The following is a 15,365-nucleotide window of genomic DNA, read 5'->3' as shown; positions in this document are numbered from 1 at the left end:
TCTTAAGTAACTGCGCACAATGAAGATTAGCGGGGCAGTGTGCCACAAGATGAGGATAGCAGGTAGCCGCCTTTGTCACACGGCGACCAGAGCCGCGCCGCGTGCTACAGTAGAAACGCCACGTTAACGACAAGGACAGGCTCATGAATTCTCACCTTTCTCATCCTGCACTGGTTGCCGACCTGCGCCGTCTGGTTGGTGCCTCTCATCTGCTGACTGATGCGGAGCAAACCGCGCGCTACCGTACCGGCTTTCGCTCCGGCGCGGGCGATGCGCTGGCGGTGGTCTTTCCGGGGTCGCTGCTCGAACTCTGGCGGGTCCTGCAGGCGCTGGTCAGCGCGGACGCTATTATTCTGATGCAGGCGGCCAATACCGGCCTGACGGAAGGCTCCACGCCCAGCGGCAACGATTACGATCGTCCGGTGGTGATCGTCAGCACCCTGCGTCTCGATCGGCTGCAGCTGATTGATGGCGGCAAACAGATCCTCGCGTTTCCCGGCAGCACGCTCTATCAGCTGGAGAAAACGCTTAAACCGCTGGGGCGCGAGCCGCACTCGGTCATTGGCTCCTCCTGCATCGGTGCTTCAGTACTGGGCGGGATCTGTAATAACTCCGGCGGCTCGCTGATCAAACGCGGGCCAGCCTACAGTGAGATGGCGCTGTTTGCGCAGGTGGACGCCAGCGGTAAACTCAAGCTGGTTAATCATCTGGGGATCGACCTGGGCCACTCGCCGGAAGAGATCCTCGGGCGGCTGGATGATGAGCGCTGGCAGCAGAGCGATGTGCGCTGGGATGAGCGTCACGCCTCGGACCATGAATACGCCGGGCGGGTACGTGATATTCACGCCGATACGCCGGCGCGCTTTAACGCTGACGCCCGCCGGCTGTTTGAAGCCTCCGGCTGCGCCGGTAAGCTTGCGGTGTTTGCCGTGCGTCTGGATACCTTTCCGACTGAGCCACAGCAGCAGGTATTCTATATCGGCACCAACGACCCCGCCGTGCTGGGCGACATCCGCCGTCATATCCTGGCAGAGTTCACCCATCTGCCGGTGGCGGGTGAATATATGCACCGCGATATCTTCGATATTGCCGAAGTGTACGGCAAAGATACTTTCGTGATGATCGACAAGCTCGGCACCGATAAGATGCCGCTCTTTTTCACGCTCAAGGGACGGATGGATGCCTGGCTGAACAAGCTCAGCTTTGTGAAACCGCACTTCACCGATCGTCTGCTGCAGCGTATCAGCCGCCTGTTTCCGGCACACCTGCCAAAACGCCTTAAGCAGTACCGCGATAAGTATGAACACCACCTGATGCTGAAAATGTCCGGCGAAGGCGTTGCCGAGGCGCAGACGTATCTGCAGGACTATTTTCGTGAGGGCGGCGGGGAGTTTTTCGCCTGCGACAGCAAAGAGGGATCGCATGCGTTTCTGCATCGGTTTGCCGCCGCCGGGGCTGCCGTGCGCTATCACGCAGTACATGCGGATGACGTGGAAGATATTCTGGCACTGGATATTGCCCTGCGACGCAACGATGAAGAGTGGTTTGAACAGCTGCCGCCGGAGTTTGATAACGATCTGATCCACCGGCTCTACTATGGCCACTTCTTCTGCCACGTGTTCCATCAGGATTACATTGTGAAAAAAGGCGTGGACGTGCACGCGCTAAAAGAAAGGATGCTGGCGCTGCTCAGCGCACGCGGTGCCGAGTATCCCGCGGAACATAACGTGGGTCATCTCTATAAAGCGAAACCGCAGCTGCAGGCGTTTTATCGGGAACTGGATCCGACCAATACCTTTAACCCCGGCATCGGTAAAACCAGCAAGCAGAAAGGCTGGGCAGTAAAAGCCTGAGACCGGCACTCATGCGCAGGGTGGCCTGATAACCACCCTGCCATTGACTCAGGGTTGCGGCGGATCCTGCTCCTGTGTGGCCGCCGCCAGCGCGCGGCGTTCGATGATCATGGTCTGCGGTGCAGACAGCACAATGCCTTCTTTACGCAGGCGCGTCAGAATATCGAACAGCAGATCGCTTTTGGCTCCTGAGATCTGGCGCTGACTGGCGACGTTGCCGGTTACGCTCAGCACAATGCCCGACGGCGTAAGATCTTTAAACGACACGGAAGGATCAGGCGTCTCCAGAATGCGCTCATTCTCGTTATAGACCTCCAGCAGCAGTTCACGCACCCGCACCGGATCGATATCCAGCGGGAACGTCAGCTGAATGGTCACAACGCCCTGCGCATTTCCCATGGTGGCATTACGTACGTTCTGCGAAATCAGCTGCGAATTGGGCACAATCACCGTCGACTTGTCGCCGAGCTGAATCTCCGTGGCGCGAACATTGATACGCCGGATATCGCCCTCAATGCCGCTGATGCTGACCAGATCCCCTACCTTGACCGGTCGCTCAGTGAGCAGGATCAGGCCGGAAATAAAGTTTTTTACAATCTCCTGCAGACCAAAACCGATGCCCACCGACAGCGCGCTGACGATCCACGCCAGCTTATTCCACTGCAGTCCCATGATGGAGAGCGTCAGCAGGATAATCAGCACGTAGCCGATATTGCTGAACAGCGTCACCAGCGAGACGCGCATGCCGACATCCATGGTGGTTTTCGGCAGAAAATCGTTATCCAGCCAGCGGCGTACTGAGCGTAATATCCAGATACCCGCCACGAGGCAAAGCAGGGCATTGACCATATGCGCCGGTACAATATTCAGCGACTCCAGCCCTTTGCCACCCCAGAACTCAATCACTTTCTGAATCAGTTCTACCGGCGTCGAAGAGGCGAACGTGCCGGTCATCAGCGCCAGCGCGACAATGCCCATCAGCAGCGCTTTACCCAGCGCGCTGAGCAGCGTGGCGGCCTGCTGCAGATAGCGCTCATCAATATTCAGCGAACTCTGCAGGCGGCGTCCGGCTGCGCTGCTGGTGGAGAACAGACTTTCACAGCCGTCGGTAATGACGTGACTCAGAAAATAGAAGGAGCCAAACAGGATCCCGCACCACACCACTTCATAGCTCAGAAAACGCGCCAGCGTCACATAGCCAATCGTCAGTGAAATCAGAATCGCCACGGCGGTCAGCGTGAGCGCCAGCTGAACCAGCCCGACCACTGTCGGACGCGCCTCCGGCGGGTTACCCAGCCGGGTCATCCGGCGACGCACGCGGTTGGTGCGCATACTGATAGCGAGCCCGGTGCTGCCAATCAGCAGCGCGGTCAGGCCGTTAGCAAAAATCGTGGTGCTGAGGCTGGTGCCTACCGTGTAGTTAAACGCTTCTGCGGTCTGAAAGATAAACACCAGCGCAGCGGTAATCGGCGGAAACGGCTTCAGCGCCAGCGCAACCTCATTAGAGATGGCCGGCAGTCGCCAGCTGGGACGGCGGGTCGAAAGAAACGCCCGTCCCAGACCGGCAATCAGCCCGCAGTAGACGCTCAGCTGCACCAGGCGGGTAACAAAGTCCTGCACGTCACCAGAGACTTCATCCCGGCGGGTAAACGCCAGCGCGCTGAAGTTAAAAGTCAGCACCACCGCCGCCAGCGTGGTCAGCGCAATGGCGGCAGCGAGAAAGCTGCGCCGCAGCCGCCCTTCCGGCAGTTTGTGAATACTTACCCAGGCGAGAAACTCTTCGCTGTAGCGCCGTCCCAGCGTCATCACCAGCATGGCTGCCACCAGCCAGCCGATAGTGCCGGCACGCCAGTCCGATTCCCACGACAGGGCCGCCGACGCCTTCAGCTCCGTAATAAAGTCACTGATTTTTTCGCCGTCAAGATCCTGGCGGCTCACCAGCGGCGCCCAGAAGCGCGGGCCAAAAATACTGCCGGAGTTCAGCGCCAGCTGGTTTTTCAGCTGATCGCGGCGCAGATTCACAATCTGTGAAGAGAGCACCAGCGCGCCGTTTTTAATGCCTTCTGCCTGTTTGATCTGATCGTCCAGCTTGCCTTTCTGGCTTTCCAGCGAACGGCGTTTGCGCGTGACCTCCGGCGTCTCTTTAACGCCGCTGTCCGCTTTCGGCGCGGGACCCAGTACCGCCAGCTGCGCATCAAGCTGCTGGCGCTGCGGGAGTAACGCCTGCCCCAGCGTCTCTGCATTGCCCGACAGCTCCAGCGCCATCTCATTAAGCTGGTTGAGCTGGTTTTCGCTGGTTTCTCCCGAGACCTGTCCTTTGATCTTGTCGAGAATTTTTTGCATTTTTGGCAGCTCAACCGCCGGATTAACCTGCGGCGGCGCTTCTTCTTCCTGTGCCGGCTGCTGTTGCGTCACATCGGGCGCGTCATCCGCCTGGCTCAGCGCGGGCACACACAGCATGAGCAGTAACAGCGGAATCGTGAAAAAACGAAACTTCATCATAGAACGACATTCCAGCGAATAAGCCAGTTAAATGAGTGTGGCGGCCCGTACAGGAGGTCGCCGCCGGGTGATAACAGGATTGAGCATATCAAATCAGGGAACGGGTGATATGCCGCTTTGCAAGGGGTGCGGTCCGCCTGCTGGCGGGCGCGCACCCTTGCCGTTATTCCACTACCGTGTTGCTGGTAGTGAGTCCCGCTTTCTGTTTTTTATACGCCAGCGCTGCCGCCGGAACCGGGGCTGCTTTACCGGTTTCCAGCCAGTCGCGCAGGCGATTAGCATCGGCAAAGTGGGTATATTTGCCAAACGCATCCAGTACCACCAGCGCCACCGGGCGGTTGTTGATCACCGTACGCATCACCAGGCAGTGGCCCGCCTCATCGGTGTACCCTGTTTTCGTCAGCTGGATCCGCCAGCCCTCTCTGTAAACCAGGTGATTGGTGTTGCGGAACGGCAGTGCGTAGCTCGGGTGCTGAAACACCGCCGTCTGCTCTTTTGTGGTGCTGAGCTGGCCGAGCAGCGGATACTGACGCGTCGCTTTCAGCAGCTTAACCAGATCGCTGGCGCTGGAGACATTCTGCGTGGAGAGGCCGGTGGGTTCTACATAGCGCGTATGCGTCATACCCAGCGCGCGCGCTTTGGCATTCATGGCGCGGATAAAGGCGTTATAGCCGCCCGGATAGTGGTGCGCCAGACTGGCCGCCGCGCGGTTTTCAGAGGACATCAGCGCCAGCAGCAGCATCGAGCGGCGACTGATTTCGCTGTTGAGTTTGACGCGCGAAAACACACCGCGCATTTCGCGCGTCTGGCTGATATCCACCGAGAGCAGCTCATCCATGGGCAGTTTTGCATCCAGCACCACCATCGCCGTCATCACTTTAGTGATAGAGGCGATAGGTCGCACGCGGTCAGGATGGCTTGAGAACAGCACCTTGCCCGTGTCGAGATCAACAATCATGGCGCTGCCGGAGGCGATTTGCGGCTGGGCCAGCGGTGCCAGACCCGGGAGCGCGGCGGGTGCAGCCAGTACAGGTGTTATCGCCGCCGGGGCTGTCATAAACAGCGCCAGCGACAGCAGAGAAACAGGTAATTTTACAGACATCGTGTCAGTGAGATCCGATCAGGAATTTTGCGCTGTGAAAGCTCCACAGGCCGCCCGCATCAGGCCTGTCAGGGTGCGGGCTGGCAGCAGGATAATACGCGCAAATGCAGCAAATTTCTTAGTGAGATTGTTTCCGGGCGTTAAAAAGGCCGCAGTTATGTGCGGCCTCAGAAAAAAGCGCGAATATCAGAACAGCCGAGGCCCATAACCCCACAGTACAACCGTCAGCGCCAGCAGCACTTCAAAGACCAGTACCCCAATCGCCAGCGTGGAGCCGGAGAAGCGCATACTCTCTTCACGATCGATATTTAAAAACACCGGAATACCGACATAGAGCAGATAACCGGTGTAAACCAGCGCCACTGCTCCCGCCAGTACGCAGAGCCACACCAGCGGATAAAGCGCCACCAGACCGCTGAGAAACAGCGGCGTGGCCACGTAGCCGGCGAATACGGTGCAGCGCTGAATACCTGGACGCTGCGGATAGTCGCGCGCCATCCAGTGGATCACCCGCCCCATCACCGCGACGCCGCCCAGAATTAACAAATAGAAGAGAATACCCAGACCGATGCCGGTCATCAGATTGAGCTGAATAAAGCGATTTTCGCCAAGATTCCAGCCAAATTGTGTCGTGCCGATAAAGGCACATATTACCGGTATCGCTGCCATGAGCAGCACGTGATGCGTGTAATGATGTGAAACGCTTTCGTTTTCCTGCTTGATATGGCGCATTTCCTGATTCGGATGCGCCAGAAGACCCCAGACATGATTCATAAAATCACTCCTCTGATGCAGTGGGCCGCCCCTTTAGCATTCAGTCAGACTCCGACAGGCAGCGTCTCTTCAAGTATAACCAGCCCGCCTGTTTTTGCGGCCCGCAGCACAAAAAAAGCCGTCTGCAGCTACACTGCTCAGGTGTTTGTTCTGTGCAGGGAGAAAAAATTGCATCTCGATATCAATGGATTAATCACCCAGTATGGCTATCTGGCCCTGATGATTGGCTGTATTGCCGAAGGGGAAACCTTTACGCTGCTGGGCGGCGTAGCAGCCCATGAGGGGCTGCTGCACTACGGCGGCGTGGTGCTGGCGGCGATGGCAGGCGGGATCATTGGCGACCAGCTGCTGTTCTGGCTCGGCCGCCGCTACGGTACACGCATTTTGCGCCGCTTCAGTAAACATCAGGCGACGATTGGCAAAGCTAAGCGCCTGATCCAGAAGCATCCCAGCCTGTTTGTTATCGGCGTACGCTTTATGTATGGCTTTCGCCTGATTGGGCCGATTATCATCGGCACCAGCCGCCTGAAGCCGCTGCGTTTTTTTGTGCTCAATGTGATCGGTGCTGCGCTCTGGGCGCTGATATTTGTCACGCTGGGCTATTTTGCCGGCGAAATCATTGCGCCCTGGCTGCATAAGCTTGATCAGCACCTCAAACATCTGGTCTGGCTGGCGGCGGCTATCGTCACCGGTATCGTATTACGCTACCTGATCCGCCGCTGGAACCACCGCCGCGCCGGTTAGCTGTGGTAGCCTTTGAACTGCGGATTTGCCAGGGTGAATCCGCCGTCTACCACAAACGACTGGCCGGTAGTATAGGTGGCCCATTCAGAGCAGAGCCATGCCACCAGACTGGCAATTTCACGCGTGTCGCCAGGCCGGCCTATCGGGATCTCCGGCATATGGCGACGACGCGCATCGCTGTTTTCCATATCGTTCATCGGCGTGGCTATCGCACCGGGTGCCACGGCATTAACCAGGATATGGTGCGGCAGCAGACTCAGCGCCATCGATTTAGTCAGCCCGCCCAGCGCATGTTTCGCGGCGGTATACGCCACCGCGCCGGGCAGCGGCGTATGCTCATGCACGGAGGTGATATTGATGATTCGCCCGCCGTCGCCCTGGTCAACCATATGATGGGCAGCGATCTGTCCACAGACAAACGCGCCGTCGACGTCAACATCAAATACCTTACGCCACTCACTAAAATCCATGTCGAGAAAATCAGCCTGCGATACCACCCCGGCATTGTTGACCAGCACATCAATGCGCCCCAGCGAGTTAATCAGCTGTGCCAGCTGTTTGCCGCCCGCCTGCGGATCGGAGAGATCAAGCTGACGCACCTGCGCCTGCTGTCCCTTGCTCTCCACCAGACGCGCAGTCTCCTGCGCGCCCTCCTCATCGGTGTGCCAGGTAATGCCCAGGGTATACCCCGCTTCTGCCAGCATCACGGCACAGCTGCGGCCAATGCCTGAATCCGATCCGGTTACTACCGCGACTCTCTGTTTGCCTGTCATCATCACGCGCTCCTTACTGTCAGGGATTTTTTAGTATAGAAGTTATCCATCCGTGCCACGACGCTGCCCTGCAAACCGTTTCGTCTATAGTTAACAGTCAGATAAGCTATCGGAGGCGGGATGAGCAAAATTAAACGCAGAATTGATGACCACGGTGTAATCGGCGATTTGCGCACCTGCGCCCTGATCGCTAACGATGGCACTATCGACTATCTCTGCTGGCCAGAACTGGACAGCCCTTCTGTCTTTGCAGCGCTGCTCGACAGCGAAGAAGCGGGCCGTTTTACCCTTGCCCCTGACTGGCCGCAGGCGCGTCGCCAGCAGCTTTACCTGCCTGATACCAATATTCTGCAGACCCGCTGGCTGGCCGATGAGGGGGTCGCGGAAATCACCGACTATATGCCGATCTGCGATGAGAGCAGCAAAGTCCCGCGCCTGGTACGCCGCGTAAAAGTGGTGCGCGGTACCGCCACTTTTCAGCTGGTCTGCGCACCGCGTCACGATTACGCCCGGGCAGAAACGCGTGCGGAAATGCGTGAGGGCGGCGTGGCCTTTCTGGCGGAGGGACAACCTGCGCTACGCCTGAGCGCCACGCTGCCGCTGCGCTGCGAAAATCAGGCGGCGGTAGCGGAATTCACGCTGCAGAGTGGCGAACACGCGGAGTTTGTCTTTGGCAACGATGATGACCCGCACGTTGAAACGATCTCAACGGCGCGCTGCTTTCAGGACACGCTTGATTACTGGCTGCGCTGGAGTAATCACAGCTCCTATCAGGGGCGCTGGCGTGAAATGGTGACGCGCTCAGCGCTGACGCTGAAGCTGCTTACGTCGCACGAGCATGGCTCCATCGCTGCCGCCGCCACCTTTGGTCTGCCGGAGGAGCTGGGCGGTGAACGCAACTGGGACTACCGCGCCTCCTGGATCCGCGACGCCTCGTTCAGCATGTATGCGCTGATGCGTCTCGGCTACGTGGAAGAAGCGCACGATTTTACCCGCTGGGTCGGCCGCTGTGTTGAACACAGCCATGATGACACGCCGCATCTGCAGGTGATGTATCGTCTGGACAGCGGCACTGAACTGCATGAAAGCGAACTGCTGAATCTTTCTGGTTACGCTGATTCACAGCCGGTGCGTATTGGTAACGACGCGTGGCGACAGACGCAGCTCGATATTTATGGCGAACTGATGGACGCTATCTATCTGGCCAACAAATATGGCGACGCCATCTCCCACCGTGGCTGGCTGCACGTCTCCAGCATGATTGATTACGTCTGTGACAACTGGAACCAGCCTGACGCCGGCATCTGGGAGATGCGCGGTCAGCCGGAGCATTTTCTTCATTCGCGCCTGATGTGCTGGGTAGCGCTGGATCGCGCGCTGCGTCTGGGCATGAAACGTTCACTGCCGATGCCTTACGATCGCTGGGATCGGGTGCGCAGTGAGATCCGCGACGATATCTGGCAGAACTTCTGGAATGCCGAACTGGGCCATTTTACCGCGACGCGCGGCGGCACCGCTCTGGATGCGTCCATGCTGCTGATGCCGCTGGTACGCTTTGTCAGCTCCACCGATCCTGACTGGCTGGCCACGCTGGATGCGATTAAGGCTAACCTGGTGAGTGATGGCCTGGTACGGCGCTATAATATCAGCGAAACCCCGGCTGACGGACTGGCAGGCGGTGAAGGCGCTTTTGTCGCCTGCTCTTTCTGGTATGTGGAGTGCCTGGCGCGTGCCGGCCGGGTGCAGGAGGCGCACTTTGAGTTTGAGAAGCTGCTGAGCTATGCCAACCCGCTGGGTCTGTATGCCGAAGAGTTTACTGAACGCGGCTATGCCCTGGGTAACGTTCCGCAGGCGCTCAGCCACCTGGCGCTGATCAGTGCCGCCTTTTTTCTTAACCGTAAACTCAGCGGTGAAGTCACGCTCTGGCAGCCCTGACTATTCACAATTTGGGGCATTGCGCCAACAGATTTATCTGTGAAGAAGGACTTTTTGCGTAAAGTATCTTCAGGCAGTAAAAATCATCATTCCCATCGCCGCGGCAATGCACATATAATGCGCAGCGGGTCACACTGACCACGATGGATTCGATACTCTGACAAGCCTGAAACACGGCCATAACGACTTGTAAAAACATGAAAAAAAGCATTCGCGCGTTCGCTTCACTAGCTCTTGCCCTGGCCGCTTTCAGCCAGTCAGCCTTTGCTGTCGTCTATCCGCTCCCTGCAGCGAATAGCCGCCTGATTGGCGAAAACATTGAAATCACCGTGCCGGAAGAGAGTAAACTTCCGCTGGAAGCTTTTGCTGCTCAGTATCAGATGGGCCTCAGCAACATGCTGGAAGCGAACCCCGGCGTTGACGTTTACCTGCCTAAAGCGGGCAGCAAAATGGTGATCCCACAGCAGCTGATCCTGCCTGACGCGCCGCGTGAAGGCATCGTCATCAACAGCGCCGAGATGCGTCTCTACTACTACCCGAAAGGCACTAAGACCGTTGTCGTGCTGCCTATCGGTATCGGTGAGCTGGGGAAAGATACCCCGGTTAACTGGACCACCAAAGTAGAGCGTAAAAAAGCGGGCCCGACCTGGACGCCAACCAAAGCGATGCACGCTGAATATGCAGCACGCGGCGAGAGCATTCCGGCCGTCTTCCCGGCTGGCCCGGATAACCCGATGGGTCTGCACGCGCTCTATATCGGCCGCCTGTATGCGATTCACGGGACTAACGCCAACTTCGGTATCGGCCTGCGCGTCAGCCACGGTTGCGTCCGCCTGCGTGCCGACGATATCAAATGGCTGTTTGACAACGTGCCGGTCGGCACCCGCGTGCAGTTTATCGATCAGCCGGTTAAAGCGACCGTTGAGCCGGATGGTTCACGCTGGATTGAGGTGCATAACCCGCTCTCCACCACGGAAGAGCAGTTCAACTCGCGTGAGCTGGTACCGATCAATCTGACGTCAGCCGTGACAAAAGTGGTTGCTGATGCCAGCACGCGTCAGGATGCGGTCAACAACGCCATCCAGGCACGCAGCGGTATGCCGACCAAAATCAACGGTCAGGCCGATGATGCGCAGCCGGCAGCAATTGCCGTTCAGGAATCGGCTGATGCAATGCCAAAAGAGGAACCGATGACGCCACAGGGCGCAACGGCCGTCGCACCGCCAGCCGATCAGCCTGCTGCACAACCGCAGGCAGAACAGCAGCCGGCACCGGTCGATCAGGCGCAGCCCGCGACCAGCAACAGCCTCTGATGACATTCTGATGCTGTCAGAAAAGCCAGCCTCCGGGCTGGCTTTTTTATTGCCATCATCATTCTGTCACACTGCAGGCGTATCACACTGCCAGTAGCGGATGCGGTGGGTGCATCCGGTCATCAATGGGGTGTGTCATGGCTGAAACCAGTTTACCGGCGGCGCGCGGACGTCCCGACCTGCAGCGCGGCAGCGGTCCGCTCTCCCGCCTGCTGTTTCTGCTGCTGCTGGCTGCAGGGCTGATTTTTACCGCTGTTAACCTGTTTAACGATGTGGCAGAAACCGGCGCGGTGGTCACCACCTATACGCCCTTTTTTCTGCTGGCGCTGGCGTTGCTGATTGCGCTGGGCTTTGAATTTGTCAACGGTTTCCACGACACCGCCAACGCCGTGGCGACGGTGATCTATACCCATTCTCTGACGCCCGGCGTGGCGGTGGTCTGGTCCGGTATCTGTAATTTTCTCGGCGTGCTGCTCTCCAGCGGCGTGGTGGCCTTTGGCATTATTTCGCTGCTGCCGGTCGAGCTTATTCTGCAGGCGGGCAGCGGACACGGCTTTGCCATGGTCTATGCGCTGCTCTTCTCTGCCATTATCTGGAACCTGGGAACCTGGTATTTTGGTCTGCCCAGCTCCTCTTCCCATACGCTGATTGGCTCTATCATCGGCGTCGGGGTGGCGAATGCGCTGCTGCATGGCCGCAGCGGCACCAGCGGCGTTGACTGGGATCAGGCGCTGAAAGTGGGCTACGCCCTGCTGCTCTCGCCGATCGTGGGATTTGTCTGCGCGGCTCTGCTGCTGCTGGTGCTGAAAGCGCTGGTGCGTCATCGCCAGCTCTATCAGGCGCCCGACAGCCCCCGGCCACCGCCGGTCTGGATCCGCGGGCTGCTGATCCTGACCTGCACCGGCGTCTCTTTCGCGCACGGCTCCAATGATGGCCAGAAAGGCATGGGACTGATCATGCTGATTCTGGTGGGCACGATGCCGATTGCTTACGCCCTGAACCGGTCATTGCCGCCGGAGCAGATCCCGCGCGTCGCGGCACTGACGCAGATCACGGAGCAGCAGCTGCTGACGCTGCAGCCGGCACCGGATGCCATGCCGGCTCCGCGCGCGGTGCTGACGGAATTTGTCCGCAGCCGTCAGTACCGTCCTCAGGTGTTGCCGGCGCTGGGCCTGCTGCTGGGTGATATCAGCGAACAGATCAGGCGCTACGGTTCAGTGAATAATATTCCGGCACAGGCGGTGACCAACACCCGTAATGACATGTACCTGGCGTCAGAAAGTATCCGGCACCTGCAGAGCAGCCGCGTGACGCTGCCCGAAGAGACCGCACGCAATCTCAGCGCCGCTAAGCGCGAGCTGGATAGCGCCACGCGCTTTATTCCGCTCTGGGTAAAGGTTGCGGTGGCGCTGGCGCTGGGCCTCGGCACGCTGGTGGGCTGGCGACGTATCGTCATTACGGTGGGCGAGCGCATCGGCAAATCGCATCTCAGCTATGCGCAAGGGGCCAGCGCCGAACTGGTGGCGATGGCGACAATCGGCGCGGCGGACGCGTTTGGCCTGCCGGTCTCAACCACGCATGTACTCTCATCCGGCGTGGCGGGAACCATGGCCGCAAACCGTTCCGGCCTGCAGCTTGCCACGCTGCGTAATCTGGCGATGGCCTGGATCCTGACGCTGCCGGTCTCCGTGCTGCTGGCGGGCGTGCTTTATGCGCTTTTCGCACAGATATGAGCGACGGTAAGGCAAAAAAAAAGCCAGCACGGAGGCTGGCTTTTTATAGCGGGGAAGCGCATAACGCTTAGCGTTCCAGACGCTCCGCATAGCGCTCAATCGCTGCGGCAATATCGGCAGACACCCGCAGCGTCCGTACCTCACTGAAGAGATCGGCCGCTTCAGGGTAGGCTTTACGCAGATAGCCCAGCCACTGTTTGATGCGCGCAACATGATAATTGCCGGTGTCTCCCTGCTTCTCCAGCCGGGTATACTTCAGCAGCAGCGCCACCACATCCGGCCAGCCCATCGGCGCCTCGTTATGCTTCACCACGCGTCCGAGGTTAGGCACATTCAGCGCACCGCGGCCAAGCATCACCGCATCGCAGCCGGTGATGCGCATACAGGCCTGTGCATCTTCCCAGCTCCAGATCTCACCGTTGGCGATGACCGGGATCGACAGCCGCTGACGAATTTCGCCAATCGCCTGCCAGTTAATGCATTCAGCCCGATAGCCATCCTCTTTGGTGCGCCCATGCACCACCAGCTCGCTGGCACCCGCCTGCTGTACCGCATCGGCAATTTCAAAGCGGCGATCGCTGGCATCCCAGCCGAGCCGCACTTTAACCGTGACCGGCAGGTGATCCGGCACGGCAGCACGCATCGCCTGCGCGGCGCGATAGATAAGCTCCGGATCTTTCAGCAGCGTAGCGCCGCCGCCGCTGCCGTTAACCAGCTTTGACGGACAGCCGCAGTTAAGATCGACCCCCCATGAGCCGAGTTCGGCTGCGCGGGCGGCATTTTCTGCGAGCCAGGCCGGGTGCTGTCCCAGCAGCTGCAGCCGCACCCGCGTACCGGATGGCGTGCGGCTCTGATGGTGCAGCTCCGGACAGAGGCGATAGAACGACTTTACCGGCAGCAGCTGATCGACCACGCGCAGAAACTCGGTCACACAGAGATCGTAATCATTGACGCCGGAGAGCAGTTCACGCACCAGTGAATCCAGTACGCCCTCCATCGGAGCCAGTAACACCCGCATTGCGTTATGCGTTCCCGTTGCCTTTGGCAGCCGGACGACGTGAACGTGCCGGTTTGCCTGCGTTACCTGCCGCCGGGCCGTTGCCGCCCTGACGACGCGGCGCACGCGACTCACTCTGCGGGCGCGCAGCGCCATTACCCTGACGCTGACCGCCGCCGGCGCGACCGGCGTTGCCGCCCTGCCCCTGACCACGACCGCGCGGCTGCTGCTGACGACCATTCTGGATCGGCTCCGCTTTAATGCTCGGATCGGGCTCAAAGCCCGGCAGCGCAATGCGCGGGATCTCACGCTTCAGCAGCCGCTCGATATCACGCAGCAGCTTGTGTTCATCAACACAGACCAGCGACAGCGCGGCACCGGTTGCCGCGGCGCGTCCGGTACGGCCGATACGGTGCACGTAATCTTCCGCCACGTTTGGCAGCTCATAGTTCACCACGTGCGGCAGCTCTTCAATATCGAGACCGCGTGCGGCGATATCAGTCGCGACCAGAACACGAATGCTGCCCGATTTAAAATCAGCCAGCGCGCGGGTACGGGCGCCCTGACTCTTGTTACCGTGGATAGCCGCTGCGGTGATGCCATCTTTGTTCAGCTGCTCAGCCAGGTGGTTGGCACCGTGCTTGGTACGGGTAAACACCAGTACCTGCTGCCAGTTGTCACGGCCAATCATCAGCGACAGCAGTTCCCGCTTACGCTTCTTATCAACAAAGTGCACCTGCTGCGACACCTGCTCTGACGCGGTGTTGCGGCGGGCCACTTCTACCTGCTCCGGGTTCGTCAGCAGTTTTTCTGCCAGCGTCTTGATTTCGTCGGAGAACGTTGCTGAGAACAGCAGGTTCTGACGCTTCGCCGGCAGCTTCGCCAGGACGCGACGGATGTCATGAATAAAGCCCATATCGAGCATGCGATCGGCTTCATCCAGCACCAGGATTTCGACCTGCGAGAGATCAACCGCATTCTGATGCGCCAGATCCAGCAGACGACCTGGCGTTGCCACCAGCACGTCAACGCCGCCGCGCAGTTTCATCATCTGCGGATTAATGCTGACGCCACCAAACACGACCAGTGAACGCATGTTCAGGTACTGGCTGTATTCGCGCACGTTCTCACCGACCTGTGCGGCCAGCTCACGCGTTGGCGTCAGGATCAGCGCGCGCACCGGGCGGCGGCCGCGTGCCGCGGCAGGATTTTCAGAGAGACGCTGCAGCAGAGGCAGCGTAAAACCGGCGGTTTTACCGGTACCGGTCTGGGCGCTCGCCAGCAGGTCACGGCCAGCCAGCACTACGGGAATTGCCTGACGCTGAATTGGCGTCGGTTCGCGATAGCCCTGTTCTGCTACCGCACGCAAAATATCGGCATTCAAGCCGAGAGAGTCAAAGGACATGCAGGTGTATTACTCCGAACCGCCCTGATCGCGCTGCGCGATGTAGTTTTCAGGGGGGATATGACGCAGCCCCGGGGGCCTGCGTGTGAAAAGGGCACAAACTACCATGCGTAAGGAGGCGAGTGTACCAGCTTTCACTGCGCACTGCGACCTGCAAAACAGGCACGTCGCCGGTTGCTGCTGCGTGACGTGGGGTACAGCAGGCAATAAAAAGGGAGCCTTTAAGGCTCCCTG

Annotated in this window: 11 protein-coding genes; 5 read left to right on the top strand and 6 right to left on the bottom strand. The window is 59.1% G+C overall.

Annotated elements, in window-relative coordinates; all coding sequences use genetic code 11:
* Window positions 1-143: 143 nt before the first annotated feature.
* Entirely contained in the window at window positions 144-1,853 is a 1,710-nt protein-coding gene (gene dld, locus B3041_RS04715) for a D-lactate dehydrogenase (protein WP_065649788.1), read from the top strand.
* Between the two features lie 48 nt (window positions 1,854-1,901).
* On the opposite strand, the gene B3041_RS04710 is transcribed toward dld, so the two are convergent.
* From B3041_RS04710 to B3041_RS04700, 3 genes are all read right to left on the bottom strand, one after another.
* Window positions 1,902-4,355 carry a DUF3772 domain-containing protein gene (locus B3041_RS04710; protein ID WP_065649789.1) on the bottom strand — a complete coding sequence of 818 codons (2,454 nt, stop codon included), beginning with the start codon at window positions 4,353-4,355 and terminating at the stop codon, window positions 1,902-1,904.
* 163 nt (window positions 4,356-4,518) lie between these two features.
* Window positions 4,519-5,457 (bottom strand): D-alanyl-D-alanine endopeptidase, encoded by a 939-nt coding sequence (pbpG, locus tag B3041_RS04705; RefSeq protein WP_292969772.1) that lies wholly within the window; start codon window positions 5,455-5,457, stop codon window positions 4,519-4,521.
* Window positions 5,458-5,643: 186 nt separating this feature from the next.
* On the bottom strand, window positions 5,644-6,231 hold the full coding sequence (locus B3041_RS04700) for a Yip1 family protein (RefSeq protein WP_065649791.1): 588 nt from the start codon (window positions 6,229-6,231) through the stop codon (window positions 5,644-5,646).
* A 168-nt stretch (window positions 6,232-6,399) separates the two neighbouring features.
* Between B3041_RS04700 and B3041_RS04695 the strand changes: the two genes are divergently transcribed.
* A complete protein-coding gene (locus tag B3041_RS04695; protein ID WP_065650491.1) occupies window positions 6,400-6,975 on the top strand; it encodes a DedA family protein in 576 nt (191 codons plus the stop codon).
* Here the strand turns inward: B3041_RS04695 and B3041_RS04690 are convergent.
* The gene (locus B3041_RS04690) at window positions 6,972-7,751 is read right to left on the bottom strand and encodes an SDR family oxidoreductase (protein ID WP_075050748.1); all 780 of its coding nucleotides are present in this window, start codon (window positions 7,749-7,751) and stop codon (window positions 6,972-6,974) included. The genes B3041_RS04695 and B3041_RS04690 overlap by 4 nt on opposite strands.
* A 117-nt stretch (window positions 7,752-7,868) precedes the next feature.
* On the opposite strand from B3041_RS04690, the gene B3041_RS04685 reads away from it, so the two are divergent.
* From B3041_RS04685 to B3041_RS04675, 3 genes are all read left to right on the top strand, one after another.
* Complete coding sequence (locus B3041_RS04685) at window positions 7,869-9,683, top strand: glycoside hydrolase family 15 protein (RefSeq protein WP_065649792.1); 1,815 nt, start codon at window positions 7,869-7,871, stop codon at window positions 9,681-9,683.
* 197 nt (window positions 9,684-9,880) lie between these two features.
* On the top strand, window positions 9,881-10,996 hold the full coding sequence (locus tag B3041_RS04680) for a L,D-transpeptidase family protein (RefSeq protein WP_065649793.1): 1,116 nt from the start codon (window positions 9,881-9,883) through the stop codon (window positions 10,994-10,996).
* Between the two features lie 137 nt (window positions 10,997-11,133).
* On the top strand, window positions 11,134-12,729 hold the full coding sequence (locus tag B3041_RS04675; RefSeq protein ID WP_292969766.1) for an inorganic phosphate transporter: 1,596 nt from the start codon (window positions 11,134-11,136) through the stop codon (window positions 12,727-12,729).
* Window positions 12,730-12,796: 67 nt separating this feature from the next.
* Here B3041_RS04675 and dusC read toward each other — a convergent pair whose 3' ends face one another.
* Both dusC and rhlE read right to left on the bottom strand, forming a co-directional pair.
* Window positions 12,797-13,747 (bottom strand): tRNA dihydrouridine(16) synthase DusC, encoded by a 951-nt coding sequence (gene dusC, locus B3041_RS04670; RefSeq protein ID WP_065649795.1) that lies wholly within the window; start codon window positions 13,745-13,747, stop codon window positions 12,797-12,799.
* Between the two features lie 4 nt (window positions 13,748-13,751).
* The gene (gene rhlE / locus B3041_RS04665) at window positions 13,752-15,131 is read right to left on the bottom strand and encodes an ATP-dependent RNA helicase RhlE (protein WP_065649796.1); all 1,380 of its coding nucleotides are present in this window, start codon (window positions 15,129-15,131) and stop codon (window positions 13,752-13,754) included.
* Between the last annotated feature and the right edge of the window lie 234 nt (window positions 15,132-15,365).

It is taken from the genome of Pantoea sp. UBA4549 (assembly GCF_002387285.1).
Taxonomy (GTDB): Bacteria; Pseudomonadota; Gammaproteobacteria; order Enterobacterales; family Enterobacteriaceae; genus Pantoea; species Pantoea borealis.
This window is presented reverse-complemented; position numbering and strand designations above follow the sequence as displayed.

Bases quoted from the DNA above. Each gene is read 5' to 3' on its own strand.
- B3041_RS04685 (WP_065649792.1), top strand. From the start codon at position 7,869: ATGAGCAAAATTAAACGCAGAATTGATGACCACGGTGTAATCGGCGAT.
- B3041_RS04680 (WP_065649793.1), top strand. From the start codon at position 9,881: ATGAAAAAAAGCATTCGCGCGTTCGCTTCACTAGCTCTTGCCCTGGCC.
- pbpG (WP_292969772.1), bottom strand. From the start codon at position 5,457: ATGTCTGTAAAATTACCTGTTTCTCTGCTGTCGCTGGCGCTGTTTATG.
- B3041_RS04710 (WP_065649789.1), bottom strand. From the start codon at position 4,355: ATGATGAAGTTTCGTTTTTTCACGATTCCGCTGTTACTGCTCATGCTG.
- B3041_RS04690 (WP_075050748.1), bottom strand. From the start codon at position 7,751: ATGATGACAGGCAAACAGAGAGTCGCGGTAGTAACCGGATCGGATTCA.
- dusC (WP_065649795.1), bottom strand. From the start codon at position 13,747: ATGCGGGTGTTACTGGCTCCGATGGAGGGCGTACTGGATTCACTGGTG.
- B3041_RS04675 (WP_292969766.1), top strand. From the start codon at position 11,134: ATGGCTGAAACCAGTTTACCGGCGGCGCGCGGACGTCCCGACCTGCAG.
- rhlE (WP_065649796.1), bottom strand. From the start codon at position 15,131: ATGTCCTTTGACTCTCTCGGCTTGAATGCCGATATTTTGCGTGCGGTA.
- B3041_RS04700 (WP_065649791.1), bottom strand. From the start codon at position 6,231: ATGAATCATGTCTGGGGTCTTCTGGCGCATCCGAATCAGGAAATGCGC.
- dld (WP_065649788.1), top strand. From the start codon at position 144: ATGAATTCTCACCTTTCTCATCCTGCACTGGTTGCCGACCTGCGCCGT.